The sequence below is a fragment of the Escherichia sp. 94.0001 genome, assembly GCF_013369155.2.
GTDB lineage: Bacteria > Pseudomonadota > Gammaproteobacteria > Enterobacterales > Enterobacteriaceae > Escherichia > Escherichia coli_F.
Genome location: NZ_JABWMS020000008.1, coordinates 107,975 through 125,692 on the forward strand (window position 1 = coordinate 107,975; position 17,718 = coordinate 125,692).

General features: G+C 48.6%; 18 protein-coding genes and 1 pseudogene. 13 read left to right on the top strand and 6 right to left on the bottom strand.

Annotation, left to right across the window (positions count from 1 at the left end; all coding sequences use genetic code 11):
* Positions 1 to 16: 16 nt before the first annotated feature.
* From acuI to accC, 5 genes and pseudogenes are all read left to right on the top strand, one after another.
* Positions 17 to 991, top strand: a complete 975-nt coding sequence (gene acuI / locus HEN33_RS06690) for an acrylyl-CoA reductase (NADPH) (protein WP_176262737.1) — start codon at positions 17 to 19, stop codon at positions 989 to 991.
* Positions 992 to 1,027: 36 nt separating this feature from the next.
* Entirely contained in the window at positions 1,028 to 1,225 is a 198-nt protein-coding gene (locus tag HEN33_RS06695) for a hypothetical protein (protein WP_000838310.1), read from the top strand.
* A gap of 4 nt (positions 1,226 to 1,229) precedes the next feature.
* A pseudogene (locus HEN33_RS26310) lies at positions 1,230 to 1,598 on the top strand (sulfoxide reductase heme-binding subunit YedZ); the annotation flags it as partial.
* Between the two features lie 401 nt (positions 1,599 to 1,999).
* Positions 2,000 to 2,470, top strand: coding sequence for an acetyl-CoA carboxylase biotin carboxyl carrier protein (gene accB, locus HEN33_RS06700; RefSeq protein WP_000354622.1), 471 nt, complete (start codon positions 2,000 to 2,002; stop codon positions 2,468 to 2,470).
* Between the two features lie 10 nt (positions 2,471 to 2,480).
* Entirely contained in the window at positions 2,481 to 3,830 is a 1,350-nt protein-coding gene (accC, locus tag HEN33_RS06705) for an acetyl-CoA carboxylase biotin carboxylase subunit (protein WP_000884620.1), read from the top strand.
* A 91-nt stretch (positions 3,831 to 3,921) separates the two neighbouring features.
* Here the strand turns inward: accC and HEN33_RS06710 are convergent, their stop codons facing one another.
* Genes HEN33_RS06710 through HEN33_RS06735 form a run of 6 tightly spaced genes read right to left on the bottom strand, consistent with a single transcriptional unit; the run spans position 3,922 to position 10,279 of the window.
* On the bottom strand, positions 3,922 to 4,968 hold the full coding sequence (locus HEN33_RS06710) for an aldose 1-epimerase family protein (RefSeq protein ID WP_176262738.1): 1,047 nt from the start codon (positions 4,966 to 4,968) through the stop codon (positions 3,922 to 3,924).
* Entirely contained in the window at positions 4,965 to 5,927 is a 963-nt protein-coding gene (locus HEN33_RS06715; protein ID WP_000048610.1) for a sugar kinase, read from the bottom strand. Before HEN33_RS06715 ends, HEN33_RS06710 begins: the two co-directional genes overlap by 4 nt.
* Positions 5,928 to 5,948: 21 nt before the next feature.
* Complete coding sequence (locus tag HEN33_RS06720; protein ID WP_176262739.1) at positions 5,949 to 6,938, bottom strand: ABC transporter permease; 990 nt, start codon at positions 6,936 to 6,938, stop codon at positions 5,949 to 5,951.
* The gene (locus HEN33_RS06725; RefSeq protein WP_176262740.1) at positions 6,939 to 8,438 is read right to left on the bottom strand and encodes a sugar ABC transporter ATP-binding protein; all 1,500 of its coding nucleotides are present in this window, start codon (positions 8,436 to 8,438) and stop codon (positions 6,939 to 6,941) included.
* 60 nt (positions 8,439 to 8,498) lie between these two features.
* Positions 8,499 to 9,389, bottom strand: coding sequence for a substrate-binding domain-containing protein (locus HEN33_RS06730; RefSeq protein ID WP_024212244.1), 891 nt, complete (start codon positions 9,387 to 9,389; stop codon positions 8,499 to 8,501).
* 35 nt (positions 9,390 to 9,424) lie between these two features.
* Positions 9,425 to 10,279 carry a tagatose bisphosphate family class II aldolase gene (locus HEN33_RS06735; RefSeq protein ID WP_000275530.1) on the bottom strand — a complete coding sequence of 285 codons (855 nt, stop codon included), beginning with the start codon at positions 10,277 to 10,279 and terminating at the stop codon, positions 9,425 to 9,427.
* A gap of 340 nt (positions 10,280 to 10,619) precedes the next feature.
* Here HEN33_RS06735 and HEN33_RS06740 point away from each other — a divergent pair, with 340 nt between their 5' ends.
* The 8 genes from HEN33_RS06740 (at position 10,620) to yhdJ (ending at position 17,672) form a co-directional block, all read left to right on the top strand.
* Positions 10,620 to 11,450 carry a DeoR/GlpR family DNA-binding transcription regulator gene (locus HEN33_RS06740; protein WP_000843961.1) on the top strand — a complete coding sequence of 277 codons (831 nt, stop codon included), beginning with the start codon at positions 10,620 to 10,622 and terminating at the stop codon, positions 11,448 to 11,450.
* Positions 11,451 to 11,481: 31 nt separating this feature from the next.
* Positions 11,482 to 12,417: a sugar kinase gene (locus HEN33_RS06745; protein ID WP_176262741.1), complete on the top strand. Its 936-nt coding sequence runs from the start codon at positions 11,482 to 11,484 to the stop codon at positions 12,415 to 12,417.
* 92 nt (positions 12,418 to 12,509) lie between these two features.
* Entirely contained in the window at positions 12,510 to 12,752 is a 243-nt protein-coding gene (locus HEN33_RS06750; protein WP_000381170.1) for a YhdT family protein, read from the top strand.
* Complete coding sequence (gene panF / locus HEN33_RS06755) at positions 12,742 to 14,193, top strand: sodium/pantothenate symporter (protein WP_176262742.1); 1,452 nt, start codon at positions 12,742 to 12,744, stop codon at positions 14,191 to 14,193. Before HEN33_RS06750 ends, panF begins: the two co-directional genes overlap by 11 nt.
* A gap of 11 nt (positions 14,194 to 14,204) precedes the next feature.
* A complete protein-coding gene (prmA, locus tag HEN33_RS06760; protein ID WP_032185218.1) occupies positions 14,205 to 15,086 on the top strand; it encodes a 50S ribosomal protein L11 methyltransferase in 882 nt (293 codons plus the stop codon).
* 328 nt (positions 15,087 to 15,414) lie between these two features.
* Entirely contained in the window at positions 15,415 to 16,380 is a 966-nt protein-coding gene (dusB, locus tag HEN33_RS06765) for a tRNA dihydrouridine synthase DusB (RefSeq protein WP_001219652.1), read from the top strand.
* A gap of 25 nt (positions 16,381 to 16,405) precedes the next feature.
* Positions 16,406 to 16,702 carry a DNA-binding transcriptional regulator Fis gene (gene fis / locus HEN33_RS06770; protein WP_000462905.1) on the top strand — a complete coding sequence of 99 codons (297 nt, stop codon included), beginning with the start codon at positions 16,406 to 16,408 and terminating at the stop codon, positions 16,700 to 16,702.
* Between the two features lie 85 nt (positions 16,703 to 16,787).
* The gene (yhdJ, locus tag HEN33_RS06775) at positions 16,788 to 17,672 is read left to right on the top strand and encodes an adenine-specific DNA-methyltransferase (protein WP_001258939.1); all 885 of its coding nucleotides are present in this window, start codon (positions 16,788 to 16,790) and stop codon (positions 17,670 to 17,672) included.
* The last annotated feature ends 46 nt before the right edge of the window (positions 17,673 to 17,718 follow it).

Consider the following 17,718-nt stretch of genomic DNA (forward strand, 5'->3'; position numbering starts at 1 on the left):
CACATGAGGACCACTTATGCAGGCGTTACTTTTAGAACAGCAGGACGGCAAAACTCTCGCATCGGTACAGACTCTGGACGAAAGTCGCCTGCCGGAAGGCGATGTCACGGTTGATGTTCACTGGTCGAGCCTGAACTACAAAGATGCGCTGGCAATTACCGGTAAGGGAAAAATCATCCGTAATTTTCCGATGATTCCTGGGATCGATTTTGCCGGAACTGTACGCACCAGCGAAGATCCGCGTTTTCATGCCGGTCAGGACGTATTACTCACTGGCTGGGGCGTTGGTGAAAACCACTGGGGTGGGCTGGCGGAGCAGGCGCGAGTGAAAGGTGACTGGCTGGTTGCCATGCCGCAAGGGCTGGACGCGCGTAAAGCAATGATTATCGGTACTGCCGGTTTTACCGCCATGCTGTGTGTGATGGCGCTGGAAGATGCCGGTGTTCGCCCGCAGGACGGCGAGATTGTCGTAACGGGTGCCAGTGGTGGCGTCGGCAGTACCGCCGTGGCGCTGCTGCATAAATTGGGTTATCAGGTCGTTGCCGTTTCCGGTCGCGAAAGTACCCATGAATATCTGAAAAGTTTAGGTGCCAGCCGTATTCTCCCTCGCGATGCGTTTGCCGAATCCCGTCCTCTGGAAAAACAACTCTGGGCTGGGGCAATTGACACCGTTGGCGACAAAGTGCTGGCGAAAGTGCTGGCGCAAATGAATTACGGAGGCTGCGTGGCAGCTTGTGGTCTGGCGGGTGGTTTTACTCTGCCAACAACGGTCATGCCATTTATTCTGCGTAATGTCCGTTTACAGGGGGTGGATTCAGTGATGACGCCACCAGCACGCCGCGCACAAGCCTGGCAGCGACTGGTCGCCGATTTACCGGAATCATTCTATACCCAGGCGGCAAAAGAGATATCTCTGGCAGAGGCACCGAAATTTGCCGAGGCCATCATTAATAACCAGATCCAGGGTCGCACGCTGGTGAAGGTTAACTAACCATTTAGCAGGGAATAATAAGAGAGGGAACTCATTTTGAAATCATTATTCAATCGGTTAACAGGAAAAGCGGTTAGCCGGACAGCTTTCGTCGAACATCTTGGTCAGAAAGTTGTACAACATAATCCAAACTGGAAAGTCATGATTTCGACTGACCATAAATTGATGCGCATTGATACGGGTCACCAAACGGTGGAAAACCCCCTTGATACTCCACTAAATAGTCATTATTGATACGTCCCGTCGTCTGTTAGGTTTAAGGCGCTTTGCCTGGGTGACGCTACGCTTAATCTGTACCTTAACTCTGATCCCAGGGGTGAATAATCTGATTTTATTTGATTATAAATTAACCACTCAAAGCTATTTGATGCTGAGCATTGTCAGTTTGTTGATTTTGCGTGCTTTAGCATTCACGTTTATCCAGACGATGCAGTGAAAATTGAGTAATCCCCAGCAACCGCTGCGTAATGTCGTCTATCTTGTCGCGATCCTGGCATCCCTACATTATTTGTGGTCTGTGAAGATTATCTCATTGCAGCCCCTCATCTTCGCAGGGCTGGCTTTACAGCTTTTAGCCTTACGTTATAAGAAGTTCCGTCGACGATAGCGCTAATTTCGTGAATTGTGCGGCTTGTTGCAAATTACACGGTGTTGAAGGTTATTTACATGTTAGCTGTTGATTATCTTCCCTGATAAGACCAGTATTTAGCTGCCAATTGCTACGAAATCGTTATAATGTGCGACCTCGTCCTCCCTGACGCAGTTTTTGCGCTGCGGAAAAGGTGACATTGGCGCAACGAAGGTATATTTTGTTTTTTGCCGGAGGATAGCAGCAGATCGCTGCACAATGTCCGTCAAGTCTAACATTGACACTCTGGGGCAAAATAGACCGGCGTCCCGGCCTGCTGGAATTTATCGCTATGCATACAGCTGTCGGGGCATACGCTTTACAGACGGCGGTGAAACGCCTGTCACAATCACACTAAACAAAGAGTACGGAACCCACTCATGGATATTCGTAAGATTAAAAAACTGATCGAGCTGGTTGAAGAATCAGGCATCTCCGAACTGGAAATCTCAGAAGGCGAAGAGTCAGTACGCATCAGCCGTGCAGCTCCTGCCGCAAGTTTCCCTGTGATGCAACAAGCTTACGCTGCACCAATGATGCAGCAGCCAGCTCAATCTAACGCAGCCGCTCCGGCGACCGTTCCTTCCATGGAAGCGCCAGCAGCAGCGGAAATCAGTGGTCACATCGTACGTTCCCCGATGGTTGGTACTTTCTACCGCACCCCAAGCCCGGACGCAAAAGCGTTCATCGAAGTGGGTCAGAAAGTCAACGTGGGCGATACCCTGTGCATCGTTGAAGCCATGAAAATGATGAACCAGATCGAAGCGGACAAATCCGGTACCGTGAAAGCAATTCTGGTCGAAAGTGGACAACCGGTAGAATTTGACGAGCCGCTGGTCGTCATCGAGTAACGAGGCGAACATGCTGGATAAAATTGTTATTGCCAACCGCGGCGAGATTGCATTGCGTATTCTTCGTGCCTGTAAAGAACTGGGCATCAAGACTGTCGCTGTGCACTCCAGTGCGGATCGCGATCTAAAACACGTATTACTGGCAGACGAAACGGTCTGTATCGGCCCTGCTCCGTCAGTAAAAAGTTATCTGAACATCCCGGCAATCATCAGCGCCGCTGAAATCACCGGCGCAGTAGCAATCCATCCGGGTTACGGCTTCCTCTCCGAGAACGCCAATTTTGCCGAGCAGGTTGAACGCTCCGGCTTTATCTTCATCGGCCCGAAAGCAGACACCATTCGCCTGATGGGTGACAAAGTATCCGCAATCGCCGCGATGAAAAAAGCTGGCGTTCCTTGCGTACCGGGTTCTGACGGCCCGCTGGGCGACGATATGGATAAAAACCGCGCCATTGCAAAACGCATTGGTTACCCGGTGATTATCAAAGCCTCCGGCGGCGGCGGCGGTCGTGGTATGCGTGTAGTACGCGGCGACGCTGAACTGGCGCAATCCATCTCCATGACCCGTGCGGAAGCGAAAGCCGCTTTCAATAACGACATGGTTTACATGGAGAAATACCTGGAAAATCCTCGCCACGTCGAGATCCAGGTACTGGCGGACGGTCAGGGCAACGCTATCTATCTGGCGGAACGTGACTGCTCTATGCAGCGTCGTCACCAGAAAGTGGTCGAAGAAGCGCCAGCACCGGGCATTACCCCGGAACTGCGTCGCTACATCGGTGAACGTTGTGCTAAAGCGTGTGTTGATATCGGCTATCGCGGTGCAGGTACTTTCGAGTTTCTGTTCGAAAACGGCGAGTTCTATTTCATCGAAATGAACACCCGTATTCAGGTAGAACACCCGGTTACTGAAATGATCACCGGTGTTGACCTGATCAAAGAACAACTGCGTATTGCTGCTGGTCAGCCACTGTCGATCAAGCAAGAAGAAGTTCACGTTCGCGGCCATGCGGTGGAATGCCGTATTAACGCCGAAGATCCGAACACCTTCCTGCCAAGTCCGGGCAAAATCACCCGTTTCCATGCACCTGGCGGTTTTGGCGTGCGTTGGGAGTCTCATATCTACGCGGGCTACACCGTACCGCCGTACTATGACTCAATGATCGGTAAGCTGATTTGCTACGGTGAAAACCGTGACGTAGCGATTGCCCGCATGAAGAATGCGCTGCAGGAGCTGATCATCGATGGTATCAAAACCAACGTTGATCTGCAGATTCGCATCATGAATGACGAGAACTTCCAGCATGGTGGCACTAACATCCACTATCTGGAGAAAAAACTCGGTCTTCAGGAAAAATAATTTGTGTCGCGCGGTGTTTTCATCGCGCTTAGCAAAGAACGTAATTAACGCCGGGCCTGTTAAGGCTGCCCGGCGTTTTTATTACCGTTAACTAACGGTAGCCTGCAATTTCCGCTTTCAACGCGCTAATTTCAGCATCGCCTTCAACAATTCCCAGCTCAAAACAGTATGTCTTTGTTTCACCCGGCTGAATAAAGGGCAGACGTCCCTGCGCTCGTTCTTTATCACGCCCGTCAGGAAAACTATTACTGACCTCCAGCCCCATAACATATTCGCCCGCACCTAAATTTTTCCACTGAATAAAGTTGGGTAGCTGCAAGGTGTCGAATTTTTCGTAAATTCCCCACCCCAGTTCAGCGTTCACCAGCGCAACTTTACTCATCCCGTGACTGTCGCTATTCAACGTGAGATAGTAAACCTGCTCGTCAAAACCGGGCTGCGGAGTACAAATTTCCAGATGACTGGCTAACCCTTCCGCCGCATGTGGGGTCCGTGGCGTTACGCTGTTAGCCGACAGCAAGATTTCTGCCTGTGGTGATAATAAAGGCCAGCCGTAATTAAAGTGATAAAGAATTTGCAGCGGCTGGCGGGTGAAACCATGATTAGTCACCTTGTCTTCAATGCGCAGCACATTTTCGCCATAACGGCAGCGAATGGTCCTTTCCAGCGTCAGATTTTCACCGAACAATCGTGTTTCCCGTACTTTGCCATTGATGACAAATTCAATGCCGTCGTCGATCCGTTCTGTGCGATACCCCACCTCTTCTGCTGGAGTCGCAGCCAAACGCCCGTGTAACCCCAGCGTTTCTCCGTTATCCTCACAGGGCGTGCCAATGTAGCTAAGTCCGCAGGTAGTCAGTAACCCCGCGTAGAAGCTACGTAAAAACCCGTTGCCCTGAGACTCAAAAAAAGCGGGGGCGACAATGCCGTTGGGGGTGATAAAAGAGAGCGCAGTGTCCTTGTAGCTGGCCCATGCAATATCCAGCGCGCGATCTTTTACCACCGTAAATGCCAATCCCGCACCAGTACGGACATCAAACGCTTCTGTCCCCTTTGATCTGCCACTACGTAACTCATAGTGTTTAATTCCGGCAACCTGCGAGAGATCGCCAATCCACGACCAAATTTCGTTTTTCATTGTGCTGCTTCCCGAATGGACATGTCATGGCGCTGGATGAACGCTTCGATTTCCGCAAGGCGAGACGTTCCCTCCATTGGGCCACGTCGGGTTACCGCCAGTGCACCGCAGGCGTTGGCATATTGTAATGCCCGATGGGCGTCAAACCCTAGCTGGCGGCAGGCAATCCATGCGCCACCAAAACAGTCTCCCGCACCGGTCGGGTCAACTTCTTCCACCGGATAGCTCTCAACATGAAATTGCTCATTCGCGGAGTAGTAACTGGCTCCTTGATTGCCGCGCTTCACAATCACCTCTTTAACACCTTCTTCAAGAAAACCAGCGATTGCACGCTCCGGCGTCGAGTGTGGCGACAAGAGCAACACTTCACCCTCGCTGGGCATATAGATATCCGTTAACTCAAGAACAAAGTGGAGGGCATCGCGCATTTCTGGAATATCGAGCATCTCTTTCCGAATATTCGGGTCGAAAGAAATAACGCCACCATTTGCTTTAACGATGGTTACTGCTTTTTTTACTGCGTCTACCATATGAAATGAAAACAGGGATGAGCCCATAATATGAAAATGGGTACAGTCTTTCAGTATATTTTCATCAACATGCTGCGCCGATAATTTACCGCAAGCGGCATTCTTGATATTAAAAATAAAATCGCGATCGCCAGAGTTATGATAAGTAACAAAGGCACTCCCGGTAGCTTCCAGAGGTAAGACTGAAATCCCCCTGATATCCACACCGTCAGCAGCCAGACGATGTATATTAATATCACCAAAGCCATCATTCCCCACACAGCTAATGATGCCGCACGGAACGCCAAGACGTGTCACCTGGTCGATAAAAATAGCGGGCGCACCACTGGGATAAGGGCCGTTCCAGATACCTGGTTGATCAAATGGCTGGCCGATTTTACTCGCCATAATTTCAACCAGAATTTCTCCAATTGTGAAGACCTTACTCATATGATTAATTCCTTGAAATGATTAGCTGCGTTTTCTTTTATTTCTTACGTCAAAATAAACGGCTACAAGAATGACTAATCCTTTAACCACCATCTGGTAAAAATAGGGAACATTCATTAAGTTCATGCCATTATTAATAACGCCGATGGTTAATGCGCCGATCACCGTCCCCACTACGGTTCCATAGCCGCCGTTCAGGCTGGTGCCTCCCAGTACAGCCGCGGCAATAGCATCCAGTTCGTAGCTCAAGGCGGAATTCGGTTGCCCGGAATAGAGGCGTGAGGCGAGGATCATCCCGCTGATACCTGCCAGCACTGCAGTAATCATAAAGACTTTAATTTTCAAGCGGGTGACATTTATCCCTGAATAGACTGCCGCTTCTTTATTACCACCAGTGATATAAATTTTTCGTCCAAAGGTTGTTTTAGTAAGGATGAAATGATTAATCAGCAATAAGATCATTAATATCCAGATAGGAATCGGTATATAAAGAAACTCTCCATTCCCCAGCGCCAGAAAAGCATCATCTTTAATCATGATGGGCATACCATCAGTCACTATATAAGCGATACCACGGAAGATCCCCATAGTAGCAACGGTGACAATAAACGAAGGGATACCCGCTATAGCCGTCAAGCCACCATTTATCATCCCCAGAACCAGCGCTGCAATAATGGATAATGGGACCAATAAAATAAATGGAATTCCCCATGAAGCCCCAAGCGCAGCAAATGTGCCAATCAATGCAATGGTTGAACCGACTGATAAATCAATATCGCCAAGCAAAAGTACATAAGTCATTCCATAGGCGGTAATTGCAATTATCGAAACCTGAAGAATAATATTAGTAATGTTATTGGCAGTAAAAAAACTGTCATTAATAAGACTGAACAGAATGATTAACACCACCATTCCACTGAGGATACCGCCATATTGCCTGAAGACTTTTTTAAAATTATTTGCAATGGGAATTTCCGAAGGTTTCGGACTGGCAAGAGTTTTCTCTGTCATTTAACGTACTCCTGTTGCAGCGGTCATTACCTGTGTCTGCGTTAAATTTTCACATGAATAAATATCGGCAATCGTTTTATTACGCATTACCACCAGACGATCGCTAAGTGCCATGACCTCTGGCAGTTCAGAGGACACCAGAATAATTGCTGTCCCTGCCGCAGCCAGTTGACGTATCACGTTATAGATTTCAAATTTTGCGCCGACATCCACTCCGCGCGTTGGCTCATCGAGCAATAAAATACGCGGAGTTTTCTCCAGCCACTTGGATAACACGATTTTCTGTTGATTACCGCCGCTCAGCGCTCCCACTGCCTGATGTACAGAACTCACTTTAGTGTTCATTCTGGCAATAGATTGCAGCGTCTTCGCCTCTTCTTGTCGGTGATTGATGAGTCCCATCCGCAAAGCGTTATATTGAAACGCCACGTGGTGCGTGTTCATATTGACGTCGTGCATCAGCACTAACCCTTCTTCCTTGCGGTTTTCGGTCACAAATGCAATGCCATGATCAATGGCCTGTTTGGGATTAGCGATCCTGACTTCCTTGCCATCGATCAACACAGTCCCGTGATACGAAACGAGGCCAAATAGCGCCTTCATCACATCGGAACGCCCGGCCCCCACCAGGCCAAAAAATCCGAGGACTTCCCCCGGACGCACAGCGAAACTGACCTCTTTAAAAAGCGAAGGATGGGAAAGGTTTTTTACTTCCAGTTTTGCAGGAACATTTTCATCCGGCTTTTCCCCAAGACGTGCTGGCCAAATATTTTTCATTTCCCGACCAACCATTTGGGCAATCAAATGCTGGATATCACTGTTTTTCTTTTCATGCGTAGCGATATACTCACCGTCGCGGATCACCGAAATATCATCTGAAATCCGCATAATTTCATCCATGCGATGAGAGATATAAATAACCGCACAACCTCGCTGCTTTAATTTCTCAATAATGTTAAACAGAATCTCTGCTTCATTATCACTTAGCGAAGATGTCGGTTCATCCATAATCACGACATCTGCTGCATAGCTTAAGGCTTTGGCAATTTCTACCAGTTGCCTATGTGCCATCGACATATTGCCGACCATTTCCAGCGGATCCAGTGGGATGCCCAGTTCCGCGAGGAGATTCTGGCAATCTGCGAGCATTTTTTTATCGTTAATAATGCCAAAACGTCGCGGTTCATTATTGGCATAAATATTTTCCGCCACGGTCATATTATTACTCAGGCTCAGTTCCTGAAAAATAATAGCAATCCCTAACTGACGTGAATGCTGCGGATTATTAATGGTGATAGTTTCACCACGTAGTTTTATTGTTCCCTGGGTTGGCGGATAAACACCGGCCAATATTTTCATTAATGTCGATTTACCGGCACCATTCTCACCTAATAAAGTATGTACCCGCCCTTTACGTAAAGAGAGTGTAATATCTTTTAATGCCTGAACATGACCAAATGTCTTCGCAATATGCGAAACATCAAGAATAACATCCGTCATAATGACCTCGGTGTCACAACAAAACGTCGATAACGTTTTGTTGTGAAATGAAGATGTTTATTATTTACCTGTATAAACGCCGGGTTGTACCGGGATCATTTTCTCTACCGGTTTACCATTGAGGTGATCAACAGCGGCATCAATGGCTTTAGCACCCATTTGATCGGGATATTGCCGAATCACGGCCGCAAACGTTTTTTCACTGTCAACGGCATCACGCGCTTCTTTCATGCCGTCAAAACCAATGATTTTGATGTTGTCGTTATGCGCAGATTTCGCTGCGATAACCGCTGCCAACGCCGCATCATCACCAAAGCCAAACAGACCATTCAGGTTGGCGTTGGCCTGCATAATGTTTTGCGCAGTCGTTAACGCTTCAGCCCGCGTTATACCTGGCTGTTCAGCAACAATTTTAATATCCGGTGTCTCGCTTAACCCTTTCTTAAAACCATCAACGCGCGCAACCACCGATTGTAGTGCAGGATAAGAAATAATGGCTACAGTACCTTTACCATTCAAAAGTTTGCCCATTAACTTACCAGCTTCAACGCCTCCCGCGTAATTATCGGTCGCAACATGCGATACGACCGGAACGCCTTCCGCGGCAACGTCAACGGTGATAACGGGAATACCAGCCTTATCGGCTTTAATTATCGCTGCCTGGACACCTTTCGAATCGACCGGAGAGATAATAATGGCATCTACCTTTTTAGTAATAAAATCCTCAACATCAGAAAGCTGTTTGTTTAAATCCTGATTGGCAATAGAGACACTTAAATTGACATTATCTTTTTTCGCCTCTTCTTTCATTGCATTTGCGAGGTCGATATAAAAAGGGTGTTGCTGTGTTAATAATGACGCACCAATTTTATACTCTTTTGCCAATGAACTTTGCGAGAACAATGCCAGGCTCACCATCATAGCGGAACCAAGTAATTTAATATTTTTCATAAACAATCCTCATTGTTTTTGTAGGGTACAACGTCTTAAATTTTTCCTTCACTGCCACAGACGCCAATAATACGAGTTACGACTTCTTTCATGGCGGCCTTTGCGGGCTGCATATAGTGGCGAGGATCATTTGCCGCAGGATTGTTGTAGAAATATCCTTTTAACGCATCGGCAAACGCAATTTTCAATTCTGTCGCGACATTTACTTTACAAATACCGTGGCGAATACAGAGCTGAACGTCCTGTTCCGATAGGCCTGAAGCTCCATGCAACACCAGTGGAATTTCTACCAGCTGGCGAATTTGTTCCAGCCGCACAAAATCCAGACGTGGTTCATGCGCATATAAACCATGTGCAGTGCCTATTGCTACCGCCAGAGAGTCAATTTGGGTACGTTGAACAAACTCTGCAGCTGCGGCTGGTGAGGTATAAGCTGAATCTTTTTCATCCACCAGCAGATCGTCCTCCTGACCGCCAAGACGCCCTAGCTCGGCCTCAACGCTAACATCAAAGCAATGGCAAAAGGCGGTAACTTCTTGCACTCGCGCAATGTTGTCTTCAAATGGCAAATGGGAACCATCAATCATGACAGAACGGATCCCTGCGCGGACCTTGTCAAAAATGTCATCACACTCTTCATGATGATCGAGATGCAGGACTAACGGTAGGTTGTACTCGCGAGCCAGCGATTGTACTAACGAAATCAAACTTCCCACGCCGCCATAACGATAAGTACCCGGTGTTCCCGCCAGCATAACGGGAGAGCGAAGTTGTGCAGCGCTCTCAACAACTACCTGTAAAGTTTCAAGGTTATGAATGTTGAAAGCAGGGACGGCATATCCCTCTGACTGGGCTTTTTTCAGCATGTTTTTGCTTGAAATGATGTACATCGCAGCTCCTGATATTTGTCGTTCACCTTACAAAATGAAGAAAGAGAATCTTCACTTTCATTTTGAAAGCAAACTAGCACAGCAAAAGCGGTAAAAAGCGTGATGCATGTCGAACATCATCAAAATAACTTACAAAAAATAACTTAATTTATTTTTCACTTTGAAAATGAAACCAATGATGCCTTTGGACAGATATGGAAATATTCATTTATTTTCAATGCATTAAGCTATTTTTGCTGCAATTTTTGCCCTATGCTTTTATTTTCGAATTGTCGATATTATTGAAGGGTAACTTTCAAAGAAAAATACAAGGGGCTATAGTGTTACGCATTAAAGGCCAATGAAGAGTGTTAACGTGCCGAGAAAATCGTCTAACCTACTGAAACGCAGATTAAAAATTGCAGAAATTGTTGCCGCCCAGGGTGAAATCAAAGTTGATGACTTATCTGCGCAACTTGGTGTCTCTGGCGTGACGATCCGCGGCGATCTCAGTTATCTGGAGCAACAGGGATATTTAAAGCGATCATTTGGCGGTGCTATTGCGACACCACTCTCCTCTGAACCAGAAGCGATACAACCGATCGCGCCATTGTCTCTGGCACAACAAATGGAAATAGCACGACATTGCGCACGGTTAATTCGCGATCGTGACACGCTATTTCTTGGACATGGGACAATCTGCCGTAAGATCATTCCCTTGCTCAGCGAAGTGAAAAAACTGCGTCTGATCACCAACGATCCCGAACATGCGCTGCTGGCAAATCAGTTTATTGATGGCGAAATAATACTGGCTGGCAGTGAAATGCTGCGCCCCGACACCGCACTGGCCGGAAAACCGCTCGAACAGGCACTTCAGCATTTCACCATTACACACAGCATTCTGGAAATCAGCCATCTGGATGCTGATGGTACTTTAAATATCAACGTTCCCAGACTTGCCGCTGCCTGGCAGCTCTGTTTCGATAATGCCCAGAATAAGACAGTTATCGTTGCCGCCGATCCTGCGCCATCAACGGCTGCCATTGGACATTTGCATCAGGCAGAAAATGTGATCGTCAGCCGCAGCATTAACGAACAATATCAGCAACAATTGCAGTCGGCTGATTTCGTTATCCTTTATACCAGTAATGAGTGCTTTACCTGGTCCAATCGCGAAAGGCTTCAGGAATGAGAGGGGTTTTGTGACAATAACTATCTGCGCTATGGGCGAATTGCTGGCCGAGTTTTTGTCCCGCAACCCACATCAAAAATTCACTCAGCCTGGGGAGTTTATCGGGCCATTTCCCAGCGGTGCACCAGCAATTTTTGCTGCTCAGGTGGCAAAACTGTCCCATCGGGCCATCTTCTTCGGATGTGTTGGTAATGATGATTTTGGCCGACTCATTATAGAGCGCCTCCGTCATGAAGGTGTCATTACCGATGGGATCCATGTTATGAACAATGCCGTAACAGGTACGGCATTCGTGAGTTATCAAAATCCCCAGCAGCGGGATTTCGTCTTTAATATCCCTAACAGCGCCTGCGGTTTGTTTACTGCCGAGCACATTGATAAGGATCTGCTAAAACAGTGTAACCATCTGCATATTGTGGGCTCATCATTGTTCTCATTTCGCATGATCGATGTCATGCGTAAAGCAATAACGACGATCAAATCGGCTGGCGGCACCGTTTCTTTCGATCCCAATATTCGCAAAGAGATGCTGAGTATTCCTGAAATGGCGCAGGCTCTCGATTATTTGATTGAATATACGGATATTTTTATCCCCAGCGAAAGCGAACTCCCTTTCTTCGCGCGTCACAAAAATCTGTCAGAAGAACAGATTGTTAGCGATCTTCTCCACGGCGGCGTAAAACATGTGGCGATAAAACGCGCCCAGCGTGGGGCCAGCTATTACAAGCTTAAAAACGGAACATTACACGCCAAGCATGTTGCAGGCCACGATATCGAAATAATCGATCCAACGGGTGCAGGCGACTGCTTTGGCGCAACGTTTGTCACTCTTTTCTTATCCGGTATCCCGGCACACAAGGCGCTGCAATATGCAAATGCCAGCGGCGCGCTCGCGGTAATGCAGCAAGGTCCAATGGAAGGGATATCCTCACTGGCTGACATTGAAGACTTTTTGCAGCAGCATTGAACGGCAATTTTCTGTCAGATTATTTTCCCTGCCTGAAGACTTGCCGTAGAATTGCCCGTTTCTCGTATCCCCCCATGAGGAGGACCCCTTCCGTGGACACTCGTTTTGTTCAGGCCCATAAAGAGGCGCGCTGGGCGCTGGGGCTGACCCTTTTGTATCTGGCGGTATGGTTAGTAGCCGCTTACTTACCTGGCGTTGCCCCCGGTTTTACCGGCTTTCCGCGCTGGTTTGAGATGGCCTGCATCCTGACGCCGCTGCTGTTTATTGGACTGTGCTGGGCGATGGTGAAATTTATCTATCGCGATATCCCACTGGAGGATGACGATGCAGCTTGAAGTGATTCTACCGCTGGTCGCCTATCTGGTGGTGGTGTTCGGTATCTCTGTTTATGCGATGCGTAAACGGAGCACCGGCACCTTCCTTAATGAGTATTTCCTCGGTAGCCGCTCTATGGGCGGTATTGTGCTGGCGATGACGCTCACCGCGACCTATATCAGTGCCAGTTCGTTTATCGGCGGGCCAGGAGCTGCTTATAAATACGGCCTGGGTTGGGTATTGCTGGCAATGATTCAGCTACCTGCGGTCTGGCTTTCGCTCGGTATTCTCGGCAAGAAGTTCGCGATTCTCGCGCGCCGCTACAATGCGGTGACGCTGAACGATATGCTGTTTGCCCGCTACCAGAGTCGCCTGCTGGTGTGGCTGGCGAGTTTGAGTTTGCTGGTTGCGTTCGTTGGTGCGATGACCGTGCAGTTTATCGGCGGTGCGCGCCTGCTGGAAACCGCGGCGGGTATTCCTTATGAAACCGGCCTGCTGATATTCGGTATTAGCATTGCATTGTATACCGCCTTTGGCGGCTTTCGCGCCAGCGTGCTGAACGACACCATGCAAGGGTTGGTGATGCTGATTGGCACCATTGTGCTGCTTATTGGCGTAGTCCATGCTGCTGGCGGCTTAAGCAATGCAGTAGAGACGCTGCAAACCATCGATCTGCAACTGGTTACGCCACAAGGCGCTGACGATATTCTGTCACCTGCGTTTATGACGTCGTTCTGGGTGCTGGTGTGTTTTGGCGTGATTGGCCTGCCGCATACTGCGGTGCGCTGTATCTCTTATAAAGACAGCAAAGCCGTACATCGGGGGATCATCATCGGTACGATTGTGGTCGCAATCCTGATGTTCGGTATGCACCTGGCCGGAGCGTTAGGTCGGGCGGTGATCCCCGATCTCACCGTACCGGACCTGGTGATCCCGACGTTGATGGTAAAAGTGCTGCCACCGTTTGCTGCCGGGATCTTCCTGGCTGCACCTATGGCTGCGATCATGTCGACGATCAATGCCCAGTTGCTGCAAAGTTCCGCTACGATCATTAAAGATCTCTATCTGAATATCCGTCCGGATCAAATGCAAAACGAGACGCGTCTGAAGCGGATGTCGGCGGTGATCACGTTGGTTCTCGGTGCGTTGCTGCTGCTTGCCGCCTGGAAGCCGCCAGAAATGATCATCTGGCTGAATTTGCTGGCCTTCGGTGGGCTGGAAGCCGTTTTCCTGTGGCCGCTGGTGCTGGGTCTTTACTGGGAACGCGCCAACGCCAAAGGCGCGCTAAGTGCGATGATCGTTGGCGGCGTACTGTATGCCGTACTCGCGACGCTGAATATTCAGTACCTGGGCTTCCACCCTATCGTGCCCTCGTTACTACTAAGTTTGCTGGCTTTCCTGGTCGGAAACCGTTTCGGTACATCCGTCCCGCAAGCTACCGTTTTGACTACTGATAAATAAAGAGTTTTGCCATGCCTTGGATCCAACTGAAACTGAACACTACCGGCGCGAATGCTGAAGAACTTAGCGATGCGCTGATGGAAGCGGGTGCCGTTTCTATCACTTTTCAGGATACCCACGATACGCCTGTATTTGAGCCGCTTCCGGGCGAAACGCGCCTGTGGGGCGACACCGATGTGATTGGTCTGTTCGATGCTGAAACCGACATGAATGAAGTCGTGGCGATTCTGGAGAATCATCCGCTGCTCGGCGCAGGCTTCGCGCACAAAATCGAACAACTGGAAGATAAAGACTGGGAGCGCGAATGGATGGATAATTTCCACCCGATGCGCTTTGGTGAACGACTGTGGATCTGCCCAAGCTGGCGTGATGTGCCGGACGAAAACGCCGTTAACGTGATGTTAGACCCAGGGCTGGCGTTTGGTACAGGGACTCATCCAACCACCTCTCTGTGCCTGCAATGGCTCGACAGCCTCGATTTAACCGGTAAAACAGTCATCGACTTTGGCTGCGGTTCCGGCATTCTGGCTATCGCGGCGCTGAAACTGGGTGCAGCAAAAGCCATTGGTATTGATATTGATCCGCAGGCGATTCAGGCCAGCCGCGACAACGCCGAACGTAATGGCGTTTCTGACCGTCTGGAACTCTACCTACCTAAAGATCAGCCAGAAGAAATGAAAGCCGACGTGGTGGTCGCTAACATCCTTGCAGGCCCATTACGTGAACTGGCACCGTTAATCAGCGTCCTGCCGGTTTCAGGTGGCTTGCTGGGCCTTTCCGGTATTCTGGCAAGCCAGGCAGAGAGCGTTTGTGAAGCTTATGCCGACAGCTTCGCTCTGGACCCGGTCGTGGAAAAAGAAGAGTGGTGCCGCATTACCGGTCGTAAGAATTAACTTTCGCATCACCGTATAGTGATGCAGAGCGAAGTGCGAGCAATATCACAAAAGGCACGTTAATTTGCCGATTATTTACGCAGATTTGCGTGCCAAAATTTTCATTCATAAAGAAAAATTGAGAACTTACTCAAATTTTTTGGAGTGTAAATTTTAGTCACTATTTTCTAATATGATGATTTTTATGAGTAATTATCGCGATACGCTCATTTTAAATGCAATTCTTTGATCCATCTCAGAGGATTGGTCAAAGTTTGGCCTTTCATCTCGTGCAAAAAATGCGTAATATACGCCGCCTTGCAGTCACAGTATGGTCATTTCTTAACTCATGCGCATCGGACAATATCAGCTCAGAAATCGCCTGATCGCAGCGCCCATGGCTGGCATTACAGACAGACCTTTTCGGACGTTGTGCTACGAGATGGGAGCCGGATTGACAGTATCCGAGATGATGTCTTCTAACCCACAGGTTTGGGAAAGCGACAAATCTCGTTTACGGATGGTGCACATTGATGAACCCGGTATTCGCACCGTGCAAATTGCTGGTAGCGATCCGAAAGAAATGGCAGATGCAGCACGTATTAACGTGGAAAGCGGTGCCCAGATTATTGATATCAATATGGGTTGCCCGGCTAAAAAAGTGAATCGCAAGCTCGCAGGTTCAGCCCTCTTGCAGTACCCGGATGTCGTTAAATCGATCCTTACCGAGGTCGTCAATGCAGTGGACGTTCCTGTTACCCTGAAGATTCGCACCGGCTGGGCGCCGGAACACCGTAACTGCGAAGAGATTGCCCAACTGGCTGAAGACTGTGGCATTCAGGCTCTGACCATTCATGGCCGTACACGCGCCTGTTTGTTCAATGGAGAAGCTGAATACGACAGTATTCGGGCAGTTAAGCAGAAAGTTTCCATTCCGGTTATCGCGAATGGCGACATTACTGACCCGCTTAAAGCCAGAGCTGTGCTCGACTATACAGGGGCGGATGCCCTGATGATAGGCCGCGCAGCTCAGGGAAGACCCTGGATCTTTCGGGAAATCCAGCATTATCTGGACACTGGGGAGTTGCTGCCCCCGCTGCCTTTGGCAGAGGTTAAGCGCTTGCTTTGCGCGCACGTTCGGGAACTGCATGACTTTTATGGTCCGGCAAAAGGGTACCGAATTGCACGTAAACACGTTTCCTGGTATCTCCAGGAACACGCTCCAAATGACCAGTTTCGGCGCACATTCAACGCCATTGAGGATGCCAGCGAACAGCTGGAGGCGTTGGAGGCATACTTCGAAAATTTTGCGTAAACAGAAATAAAGAGCTGACAGAACTATGTTCGAACAACGCGTAAATTCTGACGTACTGACCGTTTCTACCGTTAACTCTCAGGATCAGGTAACCCAAAAACCCCTGCGTGACTCGGTTAAACAGGCACTGAAGAACTATTTTGCTCAACTGAACGGTCAGGATGTGAATGACCTCTATGAGCTGGTACTGGCTGAAGTAGAACAGCCCCTGTTGGACATGGTGATGCAATACACCCGTGGTAACCAAACCCGTGCTGCGCTGATGATGGGCATCAACCGTGGTACGCTGCGTAAAAAATTGAAAAAATACGGCATGAACTAATTCAGGTTAGCTAAATGCTTGATTAAAAAGGCGCTACTCGGCATGGGGAAGCGCCTTTTTTATAGGTGTCACAAAGGGAGTGACCATGAGAACAGGATGTGAACCGACCCGATTTGGTAATGAAGCAAAGACCATCATCCAGGGTGATGCATTAACCGAACTTAAAAAGATCCCCGCCGAAAGTGTAGATCTGATCTTTGCCGACCCACCGTATAACATCGGTAAAAATTTTGATGGTCTGATCGAAGCCTGGAAAGAAGATCTGTTTATCGACTGGCTGTTTGAAGTGATTGCAGAGTGCCACCGCGTTCTGAAAAAGCAGGGCAGCATGTACATCATGAACAGCACGGAAAACATGCCCTTTATCGATCTCCAGTGCCGCAAGCTTTTTACCATCAAAAGTCGCATCGTCTGGTCATATGACAGTTCTGGAGTGCAGGCGAAAAAACACTACGGCTCCATGTACGAACCCATCCTGATGATGGTGAAAGACGCAAAGAACTACACGTTCAACGGTGATGCTATTCTGGTAGAAGCCAAAACCGGATCGCAGCGCGCGTTGATCGATTATCGCAAAAATCCTCCACAGCCTTACAATCATCAAAAAGTACCGGGTAACGTCTGGGATTTTCCGCGCGTGCGTTATTTGATGGATGAATATGAGAATCACCCGACGCAAAAACCGGAAGCCTTACTGAAACGCATTATTCTCGCCTCTTCCAACCCAGGCGATATCGTTCTCGACCCGTTTGCCGGTAGCTTTACTACCGGTGCCGTAGCCGCCGCCAGCGGGCGAAAATTCATTGGTATTGAGATAAACAGCGAGTACATCAAAATGGGGCTTCGACGGCTGGATGTCGCGTCGCATTACTCTGCGGAAGAACTGGCGAAAGTGAAAAAAAGAAAGACCGGCAACCTGTCAAAACGAAGCCGGTTAAGCGAAGTTGACCCCGATCTCATTGCAAAGTAAAGGAAGTGTAAGCCTGGCTTTCAGATTATTCATTTCGTGTATATTT

What these genes read in the sequence shown, in the direction of transcription:
- HEN33_RS06710 (WP_176262738.1), bottom strand. Translation starts at nt 4,968, where the DNA reads ATGAAAAACGAAATTTGGTCGTGGATTGGCGATCTCTCGCAGGTTGCC.
- HEN33_RS06725 (WP_176262740.1), bottom strand. Translation starts at nt 8,438, where the DNA reads ATGACGGATGTTATTCTTGATGTTTCGCATATTGCGAAGACATTTGGT.
- prmA (WP_032185218.1), top strand. Translation starts at nt 14,205, where the DNA reads ATGCCTTGGATCCAACTGAAACTGAACACTACCGGCGCGAATGCTGAA.
- fis (WP_000462905.1), top strand. Translation starts at nt 16,406, where the DNA reads ATGTTCGAACAACGCGTAAATTCTGACGTACTGACCGTTTCTACCGTT.
- HEN33_RS06740 (WP_000843961.1), top strand. Translation starts at nt 10,620, where the DNA reads ATGAAGAGTGTTAACGTGCCGAGAAAATCGTCTAACCTACTGAAACGC.
- HEN33_RS06745 (WP_176262741.1), top strand. Translation starts at nt 11,482, where the DNA reads ATGGGCGAATTGCTGGCCGAGTTTTTGTCCCGCAACCCACATCAAAAA.
- panF (WP_176262742.1), top strand. Translation starts at nt 12,742, where the DNA reads ATGCAGCTTGAAGTGATTCTACCGCTGGTCGCCTATCTGGTGGTGGTG.
- accB (WP_000354622.1), top strand. Translation starts at nt 2,000, where the DNA reads ATGGATATTCGTAAGATTAAAAAACTGATCGAGCTGGTTGAAGAATCA.
- accC (WP_000884620.1), top strand. Translation starts at nt 2,481, where the DNA reads ATGCTGGATAAAATTGTTATTGCCAACCGCGGCGAGATTGCATTGCGT.
- HEN33_RS06720 (WP_176262739.1), bottom strand. Translation starts at nt 6,938, where the DNA reads ATGACAGAGAAAACTCTTGCCAGTCCGAAACCTTCGGAAATTCCCATT.
- HEN33_RS06730 (WP_024212244.1), bottom strand. Translation starts at nt 9,389, where the DNA reads ATGAAAAATATTAAATTACTTGGTTCCGCTATGATGGTGAGCCTGGCA.
- dusB (WP_001219652.1), top strand. Translation starts at nt 15,415, where the DNA reads ATGCGCATCGGACAATATCAGCTCAGAAATCGCCTGATCGCAGCGCCC.
- HEN33_RS06715 (WP_000048610.1), bottom strand. Translation starts at nt 5,927, where the DNA reads ATGAGTAAGGTCTTCACAATTGGAGAAATTCTGGTTGAAATTATGGCG.
- acuI (WP_176262737.1), top strand. Translation starts at nt 17, where the DNA reads ATGCAGGCGTTACTTTTAGAACAGCAGGACGGCAAAACTCTCGCATCG.
- yhdJ (WP_001258939.1), top strand. Translation starts at nt 16,788, where the DNA reads ATGAGAACAGGATGTGAACCGACCCGATTTGGTAATGAAGCAAAGACC.
- HEN33_RS06735 (WP_000275530.1), bottom strand. Translation starts at nt 10,279, where the DNA reads ATGTACATCATTTCAAGCAAAAACATGCTGAAAAAAGCCCAGTCAGAG.